The organism is Rhodopirellula bahusiensis, from assembly GCF_002727185.1.
Lineage (GTDB): Bacteria > Planctomycetota > Planctomycetia > Pirellulales > Pirellulaceae > Rhodopirellula > Rhodopirellula bahusiensis.
Genome location: NZ_NIZW01000009.1, coordinates 95,822 through 111,968 on the forward strand (window position 1 = coordinate 95,822; position 16,147 = coordinate 111,968).

At 51.7% G+C, this 16,147-nt stretch carries 11 protein-coding genes; 8 read left to right on the plus strand and 3 right to left on the minus strand.

Annotated features, from left to right (window positions below):
* Positions 1-12: 12 nt before the first annotated feature.
* Genes CEE69_RS13090 through CEE69_RS13100 form a run of 3 tightly spaced genes read right to left on the minus strand, consistent with a single transcriptional unit; the run spans position 13 to position 7,414 of the window.
* Entirely contained in the window at positions 13-2,706 is a 2,694-nt protein-coding gene (locus CEE69_RS13090) for a DEAD/DEAH box helicase (protein ID WP_099261087.1), read from the minus strand.
* The gene (locus CEE69_RS13095) at positions 2,703-4,466 is read right to left on the minus strand and encodes a site-specific DNA-methyltransferase (protein ID WP_199169865.1); all 1,764 of its coding nucleotides are present in this window, start codon (positions 4,464-4,466) and stop codon (positions 2,703-2,705) included. The genes CEE69_RS13090 and CEE69_RS13095 overlap by 4 nt, the downstream gene beginning before the upstream one ends.
* Positions 4,451-7,414: an SNF2-related protein gene (locus CEE69_RS13100; protein ID WP_099261089.1), complete on the minus strand. Its 2,964-nt coding sequence runs from the start codon at positions 7,412-7,414 to the stop codon at positions 4,451-4,453. The genes CEE69_RS13095 and CEE69_RS13100 overlap by 16 nt, the downstream gene beginning before the upstream one ends.
* A gap of 133 nt (positions 7,415-7,547) precedes the next feature.
* Here CEE69_RS13100 and CEE69_RS13105 point away from each other — a divergent pair, with 133 nt between their 5' ends.
* From CEE69_RS13105 to CEE69_RS13140, 8 genes are all read left to right on the plus strand, one after another.
* Complete coding sequence (locus tag CEE69_RS13105; RefSeq protein ID WP_099261252.1) at positions 7,548-7,886, plus strand: helix-turn-helix domain-containing protein; 339 nt, start codon at positions 7,548-7,550, stop codon at positions 7,884-7,886.
* A gap of 9 nt (positions 7,887-7,895) precedes the next feature.
* Complete coding sequence (locus tag CEE69_RS13110) at positions 7,896-11,537, plus strand: AAA domain-containing protein (RefSeq protein ID WP_099261090.1); 3,642 nt, start codon at positions 7,896-7,898, stop codon at positions 11,535-11,537.
* Positions 11,534-12,652, plus strand: coding sequence for a hypothetical protein (locus CEE69_RS32830; protein ID WP_199169866.1), 1,119 nt, complete (start codon positions 11,534-11,536; stop codon positions 12,650-12,652). The genes CEE69_RS13110 and CEE69_RS32830 overlap by 4 nt, the downstream gene beginning before the upstream one ends.
* A gap of 107 nt (positions 12,653-12,759) precedes the next feature.
* Complete coding sequence (locus CEE69_RS13120; RefSeq protein ID WP_099261091.1) at positions 12,760-13,080, plus strand: hypothetical protein; 321 nt, start codon at positions 12,760-12,762, stop codon at positions 13,078-13,080.
* Positions 13,081-13,095: 15 nt separating this feature from the next.
* A complete protein-coding gene (locus tag CEE69_RS13125; protein ID WP_099261092.1) occupies positions 13,096-13,413 on the plus strand; it encodes a cupin domain-containing protein in 318 nt (105 codons plus the stop codon).
* Between the two features lie 41 nt (positions 13,414-13,454).
* Positions 13,455-13,724 carry a hypothetical protein gene (locus CEE69_RS13130; RefSeq protein WP_099261093.1) on the plus strand — a complete coding sequence of 90 codons (270 nt, stop codon included), beginning with the start codon at positions 13,455-13,457 and terminating at the stop codon, positions 13,722-13,724.
* Between the two features lie 123 nt (positions 13,725-13,847).
* Positions 13,848-15,416, plus strand: coding sequence for an alpha/beta hydrolase (locus tag CEE69_RS32835; protein WP_199169867.1), 1,569 nt, complete (start codon positions 13,848-13,850; stop codon positions 15,414-15,416).
* Positions 15,413-16,147: a hypothetical protein gene (locus CEE69_RS13140; RefSeq protein WP_099261094.1), complete on the plus strand. Its 735-nt coding sequence runs from the start codon at positions 15,413-15,415 to the stop codon at positions 16,145-16,147. Before CEE69_RS32835 ends, CEE69_RS13140 begins: the two co-directional genes overlap by 4 nt.

The following is a 16,147-nucleotide window of genomic DNA, read 5'->3' on the forward strand; positions in this document are numbered from 1 at the left end:
TAGATGTTGTGTTTACTGGGGATGAACCGTGTACTGTGCCGCCAAGCTTGCTAGGGACTTGGTTTCGTCAACTGCGGTGTGCGGGATTAGCAGGTAGTGCCATGGCTCGGCCGCAACCGTGCTGGCGTGTTTGCACCATTCGGCAGCCGCTCGGGCCTTCGTCTGGACTACTTCGTCGTTGACTTCCCTTTCATCCTTCGGCTCGCAGAGATAGTAGCCATCGTCGGTTTGGGCAACGAAGTCGGGTTCATAGTTCGCATCACCGCTGTAGTGGATTTGGAACGTGCCTTTGTTGGGTTTAACCCACTTGCTGACTGTCTTGTCGTTTTCAAGAACGACCGCAAAACGACGTTCGGTGTCTGAATCGAACTTCTGCACGGGGAACAGACACTTATCGAAATCGCCGAAGAGCATCGAACGGATGTTCTTCTTTTCGTCAACAGGCTGCCGAAATGGCCGAGGGGTTTCATCTTCGGGTGCGTTGAAGGCACTCATTCGCAGGACGTTGAAACCAGCGCTGACGTGGACCTCGTAATCGGTTGCTTCCTCGACGAAGTGTTCCTGCATCTGAGCGTGGATCAGACGAACGTATTGTGGATTGTAGGCCAGTAACACGTTGCGGATATCTGCTTCGTCAGTCAGGTACGTTCGAAGCTTGTCGATCAGTTGACCACTCAGCTTGTACAGCAACTTGGCGTCGTCGTCGTAACTGATGTCGTTGTAGTCGATCAGGCCCCGGACCAAATAGTCTTCAAGCTTCTTTTCCGTGTCAGATGCGAGGCTGAGTAAGCGAGTTTGCTTATTCTCACGCAGTGTTTGAATCAGAATGTTGTTCGCCATCGGCTGCTGGTTGATGCTGCCGGCGTCGAGGTCAAAGTCCTTGTAACCGCAGGTTTTATCGCCGGTCGGGACAAGTGTGATGCGAGGAATGTCAATCGTCATGGCGACGTAGGTTTCCGTCGTCTTCGTAATGACTTCCTCAACTCGCTTGTCCTCAAGCTTGTCTTCCATTCCTTCAAATTGTGCCTGTGGCACTTTGATCTTTTCCTTGACCTTGGCAACCAACTCTTTTCGCACTTCCGGTGAGTTCAAATCCGATGATCTTGGCAGCCGTTCAAATTCCTGTTTGATAATGTCCAGCGTTGTCGTGGCCACTTCGACCTCACGCTTGTCAGTGAAGAGTGGCTTCTGCTTCGTTGTGTCTGATCCGGTGCCCGTTTGGCCCGTAATGACTTGCACGGCCTTGGAGACGACTTCGACAACCTTCGACTTCTTTTCCGGGATGTCCTTGCCGATGACCACTCCCGTCACGAGGATCGAATCACCCCGGTTAGCTTCATCCACGATCTCTTGGAACTTGTCGTGGGCCACAATGGTCAGTCGATCTACCGCTGCGTTGCCGGTTCGCTTGCCGTAAGGCAGGCGCAATCCACGACCAATGGATTGTTCGACCAACGTGCGGGAATCGGCTTTGCGAAGCGGGACGATGGTGTAGAGATTGGTAACGTCCCAACCTTCTTTCAGCATGTTGACGTGGACGACAATCTCGACCGGGTTGGCGGGGTCTTCGACCGTCAGTAGTTGCTCGACGACTTCATCTTTCTCGTCACCTTTGGTCTTGGAATGAACCGTGATGACTTTTCCTTTGTAGGCACCATCGAAGAAGTCCTTCGATTCAATTGTCGCCATCAATGCGTTGGCGTGCTCGGTGTCCTTGGCGACGACCAGCATGAACGGCTTGACTCGTCGGACACCGTTTTCACGAGCGTAGACTTCCAGTTGCACTTTGGTCTCTTCGTGAACGATGATGCCATCCTTCAGCTTGAGGCTCTCCAGTCCGTCCTCGTCGTAACTGCTGGCGTTGAAGTTCTCTCGGGTGGCGACGGATGGCTGTTTAATAAACCCATCTGTCAAAGCCGACGCCAACGGATAGCTGTAGATGGCGTTCTTGAACTTTTCAGTCTTCGTCCCTCTCTCGACTTGAGGTGTGGCCGTCAATTCGAGTCCCAGAATCGGCTTGAGTTCGTTGATGGCGTTGACACCGGCACTCGCCCTATAGCGGTGTGATTCGTCCATCAACAACACAAGGTCATCCAAACCAGCCAGATATGCAAAATAGCTGTCGCCGATGTACTCGTTCAGTCGCTTGATTCGGGGCGAATTTCCTCCACGGACCTCCGAGTTGATCTTGGAAATATTGAAGATATTGATGTGAATAGGGGAATCATCAAACATCAGGCGTTGCCCACGAGCATCGACACCATCGTTGCGAACACCGACACCGCTCTCGTAGTTGTCGCTGGTAATGATTTGCGGCGGGCGAGTGGCAAACTCGTGGATACCTTGAAAAACATATTTTGGCGTGCCGGGTGTGAAGTCGGCAATCAACTTGCGATAGATCGTCAGGTTGGGTGCCAATACAAAGAAGTGTTGAACTTTCTCGGCTCGATGCAGATAGGCGATAAAGGCACCCATCAAACGAGTCTTGCCAACACCCGTAGCCAGTGCGAAGCACAAGGACGGGAAGTCACGTTCGAAGTCTTCAACCGTGGGAAACTCAGACTTGATGATTTCAAGCTGTTGTGCGACATCGGCGGATTTGTCGAGGTCGATGATCTCACAGATACGGGCCAGAATCTCCAGCGAATCACGCTGAGGTTGGCGGAGGCTAAGTCGATTGGCGATTGCATTGGTGTGCTGGTTCATTCTGCATCCTCCAACGCAAACAGAGATGCTTGCTGGTCCAACACTTTGCGTGCCTTTCGTTTGTTCTTGGGTAAATCTTGGAGGACTTCTTCGAACTCATCCGGTTCAGGTTCGGGAGCATCGGGAAGTGCCTTGATTTCAAGGCTGTAGTCGTCCTTGCCCCATTCACACTTCGACATGACTGCGAGTGGAATCTTTTTGAGCGTCAGATTCGGGAAATCCTCCACCTTGCGAATGCGATAGGCACCGCAACAAATGAGCAGGGAACGGTTCGGGCCAACTTCATCGCTGAGCTTCACCAACTGCTCACGGGTCAGTGTTTGGGTGGTGACATAAATGAAGTCCGTTTCAGTCGAATGACCGTGTTGCCAGTAGAAGTCCGTGCTCGGGGCGTAAGTAAATCCCTCTAGCTTGCACATCGCCTCGGCAAGCATTTCGGGGTTGTACTTTTTGTTGATGATCCAATTGCCGAATTCATCTTCTTCAAGGAGTGAAGGGCCGAGAGTGTAGTAGCGGAATCCGCCTCCGCCCTTCCACTGATTAGCTGAGGATACTCCACCTTGGTCATTTCCGTCGATGACTTCTCTCAGGCGTGGAATCAAGTGTGTATGACAGTGTTCACCTAGCTCCACCATTACCCATCTACGGCCCATCTTATGGGCAACAGCCCCAGTGGTTCCAGAACCAGCAAAGCTGTCCAAAACGCAATCGCCCGGATTCGTCGAGATATGAATGACCCTTTCTAAAAGCTTCTCAGGCTTGGGTGTTCCAAATGCAACTTCCTTTGGAAGCAGCTTTTTTACTTCAGCCTTCGACGTTCGATTGCTCCCCACATCCTCGTGAAACCAAATTGTTTCGGGTGGTCGCTCTCGACGATTTTCGGCATAAATTCGGTAGTACGGCGTCCATCCATTGCGCCCATCAACCCACTCGATGCGATCTGCTTCGTTCTTGACCTTCTCTTCACCCCAACGCCACGCACCATCTGTTCCATCCTGCTTCTTCGGATAGATCATTGATCCATCTGGCGCCTCAATCCCGAAATAAAGATTCGGACGAGCCTTTCTTGTGTCACCTTGGCCACCCATTGCCCGGAGTGGCTTCGTGTAATATCGGCGGTTCGAATCATCCGTTCGGTTGTAGTGCTCCGGGATATCGTCATCGTCCGCAGGAAAGCGATTGATAGTGGCTGTGTCTCGATTCTTTGCAAATACGAGAATCGTGTCGTGCCGAGACGAGAAGAAATCCGCATCCATCCGTGGGCTGTCTGATTTCTCCCATATCACAGAACTGATGAATTGATCTGGTCCAAAAATTTCATCACAAACACATTTGCACCTATGAACTTGATTGTCGTCAAGATGAATCCAAATCAACCCGTCTTCCGAGAGAAGGCCCCGCAAAATGTGAAGTCTCTCCGCCATAAGCGTGAGCCATAAGGAATTCTCCAAGCAGTCGTCGTAATGCTCGAATGCTTGTTGCGTGTTAAATGGAGGATCGATGTAAATGCACTTCACCTTTCCCGAAAACTCTTGCTCTAGCGCTTTCAACGCCAGCAGGTTGTCGCCGAATATTAACCGATTGTCGAATAGGTCGCTGTCACCGACTCGGTGCGAAGCGTGATACGACCAGCCTGAGTCTTCAAGAAAAATGCGTGGCTCCAACTTGGGTCGGGTTTCTTTGCCGATCCACGTCAGTTCAAGTTTTTGTTTCCGTGCCATTAAATTCCGTCCTGTCGGTGAATTCAGTTCAATGCCCAACGAATCGTGAACAGATTTGAGACAGACTTCTGTTGGCCAAGCTGAACCTCGATCTGTCCGATCAGTTCGTCTCGGCGATTGTCGATCTCGTCCTGTGCTTCGTAAAGCCGTTTGCGTTTCTCTTTGCGATTCGATTCGAGTGATTTAATTTGTTTCTGTGCTTCCAGCTTCTCTGCCAACGAAGCCGCCAATGCGGCCACCTTGCGAGCTTCACGGATCTCTTTGTCGAGTTCCTTGATTTCCCGTTCCAAGCCCTGCTTCAAGTCGTCCGACCAGTGATCAAGCTTCAGCACCTCTTCGTCGAAGTGCTTCATGTTACGTTGTTCTACTTCCCTGACACGTTTGGTCATTTCCGTGTCACGACTGGCAGATAAATCAGGCAACGATCCTGCAACGGAATCCTCAACCGTAGCGGGAATCGACAATAGCTTGCCGCACACATCGGCATCCAGCACGGTCCCATCATCGGTCACGCCAGTTAGCAGCAGGAATTCTTCCACGTCGAGCGAGTTGATCGTCAGCTTTGACAATTCCAACCAACCGGATTGACCAAGTAACGGCTCCAGAACACTCACGACCGATCCGTAAGCCGAATAGTTAAAGTTCAACGTGGCAGAATCCAACTTTCGCTGAATCGCACTTTCAATGATGGCGGTCGCCAACGGATGCCCTTGCCGATAGAAGGCGTCACCGTTTTCGTTCGCCTTCCTCCAGTCGAAGTGGTAGTAACCGGAATGGGCAACCTTGCCTTGATATTTGAACCGAGGTTCATTGGGATCAAAGGTGGCGTCCCCGTTCAGTTCGCTGCGAGTCAAATTCAGCAGCCATCGTTCTCGTTCTCCAAGACTCTCCAGTGTCTTGTCTCGATGAACTTTCAGACGTGCTGCCACTTCTTCATCGAAATTTTCCAGCAAAACTTGGCGAGTGTCGTCCATGCGAACTTGAATCTGAGCATCAAGATCTGATTGCAACTGATCAAACGCCGCCGCAATTTGAGCCGGGTTTCGGCATGTCTGGTAGACAGCGGCAATTCGTCGTTCGATATCGACACCCGATTCCAGTGCCCCCAAGACCTGATCACTTGCTCCGAACACACCATCGAAAAGCGTGAACTTTTCACTGAGGATTTCGAAGACTCGCTCGTCTGCTTGATTGCGACGGTTCAGGAAGTTAACGACCACTACGTCATGCTTCTGGCCATAGCGGTGACAACGACCAATGCGTTGTTCAATCCTCTGCGGATTCCACGGCAAATCAAAGTTGACGACCAATGAGCAGAATTGAAGGTTAACACCCTCAGCAGCAGCTTCCGTGGCAATCAGGATCGATGCCCGGTCCTTGAACTCTTCAACAATCGCCGCTTTGATGTCTACTGCCTTTGAGCCGCTGACACACTCCTGACCGGCGTGCCGTTTCAACCAGTCTTCGTAGACCTGCTTGGACAACGGGTCAGCGTTTGATCCGTTCATCAGGACAAGCTCGCCCTCGTAGCCTTTCTTTGACAGCAGATCGAAAAGATAGGTTTGGGTTCGGCGAGATTCTGTGAAGATGACTGCCTTGCGTTCGGCTCCCAGTTCAGCGGCCCGGCGAAGGGCAATTTCCAGCGCCGGTATCAACGCTTCGCCCTTTGCATTGATCGTGATTCGACTTGCCAGTTTCGAGAAGCCAAGCAGTTCTTGAAGCTCTTCTTCAAGTAGCTTGGGGTCGATGTAATCTTGCTCAGTGTTTGCTGGCGTCTTTTGAGGTTGAGTCGTTGTAACAGGCTCGGCTGATGTTACCTGCTCGGCAACACCATCGGTTTCCTCATCTGGTTCCCACTCGTCTTGGAGTTCGCAAATCGACTCGAAATCGGATTCGTCGATCAGCAGTGAATCGTCGTCGGCGTAATTCTCCTCGACTGCTTCAATCACGAGAGCAGTTTGATTCTGTTGTTTCGGCAGGTCTTTCTGCATTGCACGAAGTCGGCCAACCAACCCCTGCAATGTACCGGCGATGGCGAATGTCGATGAAGCCAGTAGCTTCCTCAAAACCAACGTGATGAGATGGCGTTGGCTGGCAGGAAGGGAGACGAGGTTTTCTCGCTGGAGAAAGGCCGAAACGCTCTCGTATAGCTGATGTTCGTCGTCACTCGGCGTGAAGTCTTGAGTAATGGGAATGCGTTTCGTGTAGGAAACGTATTCGACCACTTGCTTTCTGAGAGTCCGAATGCAGACCGGATTCAGTCGATTACGCAACTGGCTGTTGCGCTCGGCTTCACTTCCGGTACGAACAAATTGATCACGGAAGGATGCCGCATCTCCGAAGACATGTTCATCGATGATACTGACGAGCCCATAAAGTTCCATCAACGAGTTTTGGAGCGGGGTGGCCGTCAGGAGGAGCTTGTGTGCCGGTCCAATGGAGTCGGCAATGCGGCGAGCCATCTTGCTTTGCGGTTTGAAAACATTTCGCAAGCGATGAGCTTCATCAATCACAACCAAGTCCCATGGCACTCCCTGAACACTGGGGGCCTTGGCTGAAATGAAGTGGTAGGAACAAATGACGATTTTGTCGTCTTGCATGAAGGGGTTTGTTTCGCCCTGCTTCCGCAAGCGATTAAACATGGCACCGTCCAAAACGAGCGACGGGAGGTAGAACTTTTCGTCAAGTTCCTGTTGCCATTGTTTTCGAAGCGTAGCGGGAACGATCAGCAGGATACGCCGTTTTCGCTCGGCCCATCGTTGGGAAAGGACGATTCCCGCCTCGATGGTTTTCCCTAGACCTACCTCATCGGCAAGGATGGCTCCCTTGGATAGCGGTGAGCGCAGCGCAAACAGGGCCGCATCGATTTGATGCGGATTGAGGTCAACCCGAGCGTTCGAGATCGAACGGGTCAGGTTCTCAATGGTCCCACCGGCTCCCTTGAGGGTCAGCAGGTGCGCCCAATATTGGCTGTGGTACGGTGTCATCGGGACGGTGCTATTTTCTCCGGACTCTCTAGTTCACGACGAGTTGACTGAAAAGTACCGGTAGCATACGATGTCGGTGCGTTGCAAGCAATCAGGGGGGCAGGCTTCCCAGCAGGAGAAGAACACAGTGACGATGCAATTTGGCGAACGTGTCCGCACGCTTCGTGAGGCTCGGCAGTTCACCCAGCGTGTTCTCGCTGAACGAGTGGGCGTCAGCGTGTCGTACATCAGCAAAGTTGAGAACGAGCGGTTGCACTTCGGCGACTACCCGTCCGAAAAGTTCATCCATAAGTTGGCAGCCGAGCTTGAGGCCGACGAGGATGAACTGCTATTGCTGGCGGATAAAGTGCCTTCGGCAATACGCAAACGAATTCGAGAACGACCCGAAGCTTTCCGAGCCTTCGCTGATCTCGATAATAAATCCATGGATGACCTACTGTCGAAATCTGGAGCGACAAAACGCAAACGGTAGGTTGTGGCCATGTCCGACGATGATTACGAACTTGATGACGACCCGCTCGAAGATACCTTCGAATTGGCCCGATTTCCGATTCGACTTAATCTGCCTGATGCCGATGAGGCTCTCTTCGACGATGCCAAGGAAGCTGTTCGTCGTGAGTACCGTGATTCCGTCAAATGGAAACGGTTACGCTGCCGGTCAGTGAAGTTGCTTTCGGAATCCGAAACCGGCACCGTCTTTATCTTGGAGGTCGGTCACGCCGTAGAGTTCGATTGGACGTGGGAAGGTGCGGTTGCGTTTCGGCCTCTGCTGCTGAAGGAGTTTGCGGACGATCAGAAGACATTTTTTGAAGAGAAAAGTGACGATCTCGAAATCGAAGATTCGATTCTTTGGTCGGGAGAGATTCTGGAAGTTGATGAAGCCGCAGGCCGGATCTTTGTTTGTGTCTCCAACCCGGAGCATCCACCAACAACGGGCTCCTTCTACGTTAGACCCTTCGAGTTTCTTGCTTTCCTGAATGCCGTCTTTCACGAGCCATCGTTCGATCAGATTCAGGAGATGTTGCCAAGTCGTCTCGCCGCTGCGGAAGGCGGAATTCACCCGGATGTTAATTCTTATCGAGATGTCGGACTTCCCAAGCTGAAGCCGTGGTGGGGCAAGTCATGGAGCATTCTTTGGGGACCACCGGGGACCGGCAAGACTTACACGACTGGTCATCAAGTTGCCAATGTCCTGACTGATCCGAGTGAGCGAATCCTTGTTGTTTCAACGACTAATCGAGCAACCGACGCTGCGGCCATTGCCATCGGTCGTGCAGCGAAAGATGTGGCCCCCGGTGAACTTGCCAGCGGTTCCCTGCTGCGGATTGGCAAAGGAGCGTCATTGCAGAAGTTTGAATCCGAAGACCTGACAGCAATGTTGAAAGGGACGGAGACAGAGTTTCTTGCTCAGATCGAAGAACTTTCGGTTGAATTGGCTCGGTCAACAAGCTCTGAAGAAAAGGCAATGATCCGCAAGCAGATCAAAGAGCTTAGAGAGAAAATGCGTGACGCTGCCCAACGCAATTTTCTGGACAAGGATGTTCGGGCAGTGGTCAGCACCGCATTCCGAGCGACCACTTTCCTCAAGTGCGAGGATGTCAAGGACAACATCGAATATGGTCATGCTCCGTTTACCACGGTGTTCATTGACGAAGCGGGTTTGATTTCACGAGCCGCAATTGCTGCCTTGTCGCTGCTCGCTAGTCGTAGAGTTGTATTGGTAGGTGACTCGAAACAATTAGCACCGATCAGCCGGATCAGCCGCATTCTGCCCACCAGCCAGATGACGTGGCTGGCAAATAGCGGCCTAAGTCATTTAGAGACGATCACAACAGATGAAGTCGGCGTCCATGTGCTGCAAGAACAACGGCGAATGCACAGCGATGTCTGCAATGTCGTTTCCACCTACCAGTACGACGGTTTTCTCATCACGGCACCGGAGGTCAACGACCGCCCATTTCGTTTGCCGGATGTTCTTAATGAACAACCAAGAACCATCTGGTATGTCTTGGATGACGACGGAGAGGAACTGCCAACAATTCGTGCTGAACGTGGGCCGGGGAATCGAAGCTGGATAAGGATGGCTACGTCGAAGATTTTGAAACGTCTCTTCTCTGATCCAACGCTGCGAGAATCGAATGGCTTGTTCATTTCGCCGTTCAAAGCTCAAGCTAAAGATATCGCCTCCTTCTTTGCGACCAACGAGTTGCATTCTTGGTCAGCATCCACGGTTCATAGCCAACAGGGATCGGAAGCGGATGTCATCATTTTTGACACGGTGAATGCTGGCAGCTATAGCTGGCCGTATGACGAGTGGAAACGACTGGTCAACGTGGCACTCAGTCGATCTCGTGAAGCCATTATCGTCTTGTCTAGTCGAGCGGAGATGGACGAGCCTTACCTGCGACCGCTGCTGCGTCATCTTTCGCCTCGGGTCTTGCGGAAACGAGGAACAAAGCTGATTTGGGAAGAGGTGCCAGTAAAGACACAGTATGTTCCACCGAATGGATCTGTCGTAAAGGAAACCAATTCTGTCGGCTACCAGATTTCAAAACGCAAAGAACTGCGGCCTGTACTGTCCCACGAGCAACAACGACTTTGCGGTCTGGAACTTGACGGAAAACCGAGGCTTGTGCGAGGCGTGGCAGGCAGCGGCAAGACCGTTGTGTTGGCCAATTGGCTGATGCAGACCGTAAAGCTTCTTGGAGATCAACCAAATATTCGCATCTGGGCAGTGTTTGCGAATCGCTCTTTACAATCACTGATTGGTGACTCGATTGAATCCGCATGGGAAAGCGAGACTGGCGGCAAACCCTTCCCATGGGATCGAGTTTCTTTGCGTCATATCCGGGAGATTCTGGATGTCCTGCTGCCAGAGGCTCGACTGTCCGCAGAGAGTTTCAAATTCGATTACGACGCTGCCGCCGCTGCATTTCTGGACCGAAAGTCGGTCGAAGACATCGAGCCACGGTGTGACGCTCTGTTCATTGACGAAGCACAAGACATGGGGCCAAACACGCTAAAGCTGCTGACCTCAATCGTTCGTCAATCTGACAATGATGACGAAAACAGTCGGTCGGTTAACATTTTCTACGACAACGCTCAGAACATTTACGGACGAGGAACACCCACATGGTCCGATCTCGGCTTGGACATGCGTGGACGCTCGACCGTGATGAAAGAGAGTTTCCGCAGCACCAAGCCAATCACTGAGTTTGCTCTCAATGTTCTTTATCGACTGCAACCACCGGAGAACAATTCAGACCACAAGGAACTTGTTACCCGAGGATTGATCGAACGCACCGAGCGAAATGGGAGCGAATGGTGGACGGTCAGATTCAATCAGATTGATGGTCCAAAACCATCTTTCCGCCAGTACATGAATCTGGAGCAAGAGTTCGAGGCGATTGGTGAATACATCCGGGAGTTGATTCAGGAAGAGGGGGTTCAGCCCTCCGACATTTGCCTGCTCTACAACGGATCAAACATTCCATTTCACCTCAACAAACACGTTGTTCCCGTTCTCGATGAACTTGGCGTTGAGTTGTCGGTACAAACCAACAAGCCGTATGCACGCAGCAGTAACATGCTGCTGGCGACCACTTCACACTCGTTCAAAGGGTATGACTCCGAAGTCATCATTATTCCCGGTGTGGATCAGTACAGAGCCAACGAGCGAGGAATTCTCGCCAACAATTTGTATGTCGCCATGACTCGGGCAAGATCGATTCTGACGCTCTTCTCGCAGAAAATGGGCAACCGAGACGCAAAGCAGCTTTACGCCGTAATCGAAGACTGTCTGGACAACATTCACGAGCGTCCACAAATCGACTCTGAGATCAGCCCTCAAGATGATCTCGTTGACATCCTAGATATCATCGGCGGCGAACATCGCAAGTGGTTGGTCAGTTTGTGGAGTGGGCATCGTGTGTCGCAAGAACCATTGCTTACCAAGGGCGGCGAAGTGATTGCGGAACCGTTGTTCTGGTTCAAGGCTGACGGCAAGGCGTATGCTTGCTTCGGCCTTGAAACACCGAGGCAGAGGGTTGTCCAAAAACTTGAGGACTTTGGTGTATCGCTTTTGGAAGTCGGTCAGGACATTCCGGGAGCAGCCAAAGTATGAAAATCCTCTTCCTCCACGGCTGGCACAGCATCGTCGGTGGTGTCAAACCGACTTTCCTGAAGAATGCTGGGAACGAAATCATTAACCCTGCACTGGACGATGACGATTTCGATCTGGCCGTTCACACCGCCCAAGCCGAATACGATCAACATCAACCTGACGTGATCGTCGGTTCATCACGAGGCGGCGCAGTTGCCTTGAACCTCGACAGCGGAGACACGCCGCTCGTCTTGCTCTGCCCCGCATGGCGAAACTGGGGGACGGCCAAGTTTTTGAAAACGAACTCGGCAATCCTCCACTCACGCAAAGACGATGTGATCCCGTTCACTGACTCGGAAGAACTTTTGGCCAACAGTGGCCTGCCATCTGAAATGCTCATCGAAGTCGGGGACGATCATCGCTTGGCCGATCCAGAGCCACTTAAGGCGATGTTGGATGCGTGCGAACGTGTACTGTCCGGTGTTCTGATTCGTGAAATGTGGACCGAGGTTAAGCAACACGGTGATCTTTCAAGTGCTGCCACTAACATGGACTTGGATCGCTACTTTAAAGCGTGCGGAACTATCAGGAAAGCTTACAGCCAAAACAAAAAAAGCGGAGAAACAGGATTGAGAAGAATCTTAGATACATTGCTCGGCTGTCACGATGACTGGAGAATATGTTGCCACGAGGCAGGTCATGCAGTTGTTGCCGTCAAGCTTCGAATACCAGTAAATAAAATCACTAGAGGCGAGGGAACATTTGGAGAAGTACAGCCCATTCACGATGCAAGCGACAATTGCGATCAGAAGTCCCTAGTGAGATATCAATTGTTCTATGCCGCTGGCGCTGCTGCTGAGCGGATCGTCTTTGGAACCGAAAAACGGACGTTCGATGAGTTGGTTGATCCGTTGGAGGGCGACAGGCAGCAGCACGAGCAATTGGAATCCCATGAGAGACTGAATGCGTTCGGAATTGATATTGAGGAAACAATTGCTTGTTTTGGCGGCGAAGACGGTAAGAAAATTATTGAGCGAGTTGCCGCTTTGCTGAAGGAACGGAGAGACAAAGATGGACGAAAAGGCCAAATAACCCAAGAGGAAGTAGCCGAAATTATTGGCGACAAGCTCTGGTGAACAGGCAACCACGGCAACGATCACCGGCTTGCCGACTCTGAATCGCTTCGAGCGATTCAGGGTGCGTGTGAACGGCTCAAGAAGTCACCTTCAAAGCAATTCAATACATGACTCACTCAGAAGACGAAATCAACGACGCAATCAAAACGCAAAAGCTGCTTTGCCAAAAGTTGCTGGAGATCATGGACTTGCAGGGAGACATCGATGCCCTGTTGCGGGAAAATCACCCTTCTCCATTTGGATCGGAGAAGTTCAAGAACGCTCGACCCGAGGAGCTTCAAAGACTGGTGGTGATGACTGCCATTCAGTTTGTGTTGTTCGAACCGGACGAATGGGTCGAAGGAAATGATGAGTTCAAAGTCGCTGCTGAGAAGTTGATCGAGGTCACTTCATCTCAGTTGAAGTGGCTCAAAGAAAAGCATCACTGAAAATAGGATTGACCGATGAGGCATTGCGAATACCAAATCCGGCAACTCGCCGACGAAATTCAGCCGCCTGAATCCGGCAAACAAAGCATCGTCCTGAACGACGACGACAATACAAAAGTTGTATTGTTTGCCTTTGCGGCTGGCGACGGTCTCAAAGAACACATCGCCCCGCTGCCAGCAATCATTCAAATTATCAAGGGTGAAGCCGGGTTGACTGTCGGTGAAGAATCGGTGGCAGGCAAGCCGGGGATTTGGATTCACTTGGCAGCCAAGACGCCCCACAGCATCAAGGCAACGACTCCACTGGTCATGCTGCTGACGTTGTTGAAGTAAAACCTGCTCCTGCTCGTATTGGAAATACAGGAGAAGCAAAAATGCCGTGCCAACTCTGCGGTAGCAACGAGGTTCACAGCAAGCATCATTTGATTCCCCGCCACTGTCATCGAAAGAACTGGTGGAAGCGGCACTTCACCAAGGAACAAATGCAGCACACGATCCTCTTATGTAAAATGTGCCATCATTCGGTGCATGAGTTGATCCCAGATGAGAAGGAGTTGGGGCGGGAGTATTACACGATTGAGAAATTGAATTCGCATCCCGGCATCGCCAAGTACCTTGATTGGAAGCGAAAACGATTGAATTGATCAAGGTTGCTGCCGACAAGAATCATGATCGAACCGTTAAGCAGTCCGAAATCGACACCCCTGGAACCGATACCGGCAGCGAACACCTGCAGAACCATTGCAACGAACGGTAGACCTGCCCTCATGAAAGTCCTCTTCCTCCACGGTTGGAAAAGTGTTGTTGGTGGCGTCAAGCCGACTTGCCTGATGGATGCTGGCCACGAAGTCATTAACCCTGCACTGGACGACGACGATTTCGATCTAGCCGTCCGCACCGCTCAAGCCGAATATGATCAACACAAGCCAGATGTGATCGTAGGCAGTTCCCGTGGCGGTGCGGTCGCCGTGAGCATCAAGAGCGGTGACACGCCACTCGTTCTGCTCTGCCCGGCGTGGAAGAATTGGGGAACTGCGACGACCATCAATCCGAATACAATCATCCTTCACTCACGCCAAGACGATGTGATTCCGTTTACCGACTCTGAGAAACTTGTCGCCAACAGTGGCCTGCCATCTGAAACGCTCATCGAAGTCGGCAACGATCACCGACTTGCCGATCCAGAGCCACTCAAGGCGATGTTGGAAGCGTGCGAGGAACTGGCTTGGACGGAGACCGAGCGAAAACTTCTTGAAGGTGACTGGAGCGGGCTTTGCTATACGGCTGCCAAGCGATGGGCAAAGGACGCAAGGGAACCAGGCTGTCGGCTCGTCCACGGTACGGTTTTCAGCGGAGCGATGGGCAAGCGAATCGAACACGCTTGGTGTGAACGTCGTGGCACGGTGATTGATCTGACGATGCCCGTTGGTTCCCGAGTCATTTCCAGAGCGACCTTCTACAAAACCATCCAACCAGAAGTTGCAAACAATTATTCCTCCGACGATGCGTTGTTCTTGTCCATCAGGACGAGACATGACGGTCCTTGGGATGAATCCGAACGGCAAGGATATGCAGAAGTGAAAAGCATTCTCGACGATCCAGCGATTAGCGGTCGCTACCTGTTTCCGCAAGATCGAACTGTTGACGATCCGTTCATGGTCAAAGTCGATGGTGCCGTGTTGGCGTGCTACCGGAAGATCCTCGATCCCGAAGCCTTGACGATGATCCACTTTCACGGGAACGGCGAAGCAGTCGCCGACTACGTTCCGTCCATGGCTGATACCTTCGCTGACATGGGGCTGAACTCTCTTTTTGTCGAGTACCGAGACTACGGAGGTTCGAGCGGAGAAGCGAAGCTCGTCGCAATGCTCGGTGATGGCGAAGCGGCGATGACCGCTGCCGATATTTCGCCTGAGAGGGCCATTGTCTTCGGTCGGTCCATCGGATCGCTTTACGCCATCGAGTTAGCTCATCGTCAGCCGAACATTGCCGGATTAATCATCGAAAGCGGTATCGCCAATCCTGCCGAGCGTTTTCTGACTTATGCTGATCCGGACTCAAAAGGCTTCGGTGAAGCCGACGTTCACGCCGAGGTCAAGCGATTCTTCAATCACAAGAAGAAACTGTCGGAATACACGCAGCCTTTGTTGACGCTTCACACCGAGAATGACGGACTGATCGACATCTCCAACGCTGAACGCAATCACAAATGGGCTGGTTCACGTCAAAAGCAACTCGTTCGATTCCGAAAAGGCAACCACAACACCATCCTTGGAGCGAACGAGAAAGAGTACCTTGATGCCGTTGGCAGTTTCGTAAGGAGCGCCCAGAGATGACTGATCAACAAGCGAGCGAGACGCATATGGAATTCAATTGCTGGAAGAAGTCTTACAACTCGTTTGGAGGGAGTTCGCTCTTTTCCCCGATAGCTGGCCTGCTGACAGTCAAACTGGCGGATTCAAGCTACGGTGATGCTGTCCAAGAGATCGACATCACTGCCAACCTGCGGAGCAGAACGGGGAAACCACGCCGCACACTCGAAAACCTATTCAAGCAATTCCATGAATTCATAGAGACGTTGCCTCTTGTTACCTTTCGGAGGAAGAAGCAGAAGCTAGAGATCCAGTTCTTGAGCGAGCACTTTTCAGACCAGGATGACATTCATTCGAATGCCAGTCCAGACAACCTTCACTCGGCGGCCCAAGAGGTTGCGACTGCGCTAATCTTGGTTCGCAAGCGAGTTAAGAAATCCGATAATTTTGACGTGGATCGATTTCTTGCTGATGCAACAAGTTTGCTTGAATCCAAAATTGAAACGGAGGACGAATGGAATCGGATCAAGGAGCAGGCAAAAGCGATTGACGAAGCAGTGATGGCAATGAAGAGCCCATGGGAACTGCTGGAGATTGAAGGGACAAGTTCCATCCGCAAGCTCGTGAAATACTCGACGAGCCGTTTTACTGGGAGTGTACCGACGACTTTGCCCCGAACGGCAATGACACGGGAGCGGACTTGCTTGAAGACTTCCGGCGATGGAACAAACGATCCCCCAAAACTTCGCCACTAA

Bases quoted from the DNA above. Each gene is read 5' to 3' on its own strand.
- CEE69_RS32830 (WP_199169866.1), top strand. From the start codon at position 11,534: ATGAAAATCCTCTTCCTCCACGGCTGGCACAGCATCGTCGGTGGTGTC.
- CEE69_RS13125 (WP_099261092.1), top strand. From the start codon at position 13,096: ATGAGGCATTGCGAATACCAAATCCGGCAACTCGCCGACGAAATTCAG.
- CEE69_RS13130 (WP_099261093.1), top strand. From the start codon at position 13,455: ATGCCGTGCCAACTCTGCGGTAGCAACGAGGTTCACAGCAAGCATCAT.
- CEE69_RS32835 (WP_199169867.1), top strand. From the start codon at position 13,848: ATGAAAGTCCTCTTCCTCCACGGTTGGAAAAGTGTTGTTGGTGGCGTC.
- CEE69_RS13100 (WP_099261089.1), bottom strand. From the start codon at position 7,414: ATGACACCGTACCACAGCCAATATTGGGCGCACCTGCTGACCCTCAAG.
- CEE69_RS13120 (WP_099261091.1), top strand. From the start codon at position 12,760: ATGACTCACTCAGAAGACGAAATCAACGACGCAATCAAAACGCAAAAG.
- CEE69_RS13105 (WP_099261252.1), top strand. From the start codon at position 7,548: ATGCAATTTGGCGAACGTGTCCGCACGCTTCGTGAGGCTCGGCAGTTC.
- CEE69_RS13140 (WP_099261094.1), top strand. From the start codon at position 15,413: ATGACTGATCAACAAGCGAGCGAGACGCATATGGAATTCAATTGCTGG.
- CEE69_RS13110 (WP_099261090.1), top strand. From the start codon at position 7,896: ATGTCCGACGATGATTACGAACTTGATGACGACCCGCTCGAAGATACC.
- CEE69_RS13090 (WP_099261087.1), bottom strand. From the start codon at position 2,706: ATGAACCAGCACACCAATGCAATCGCCAATCGACTTAGCCTCCGCCAA.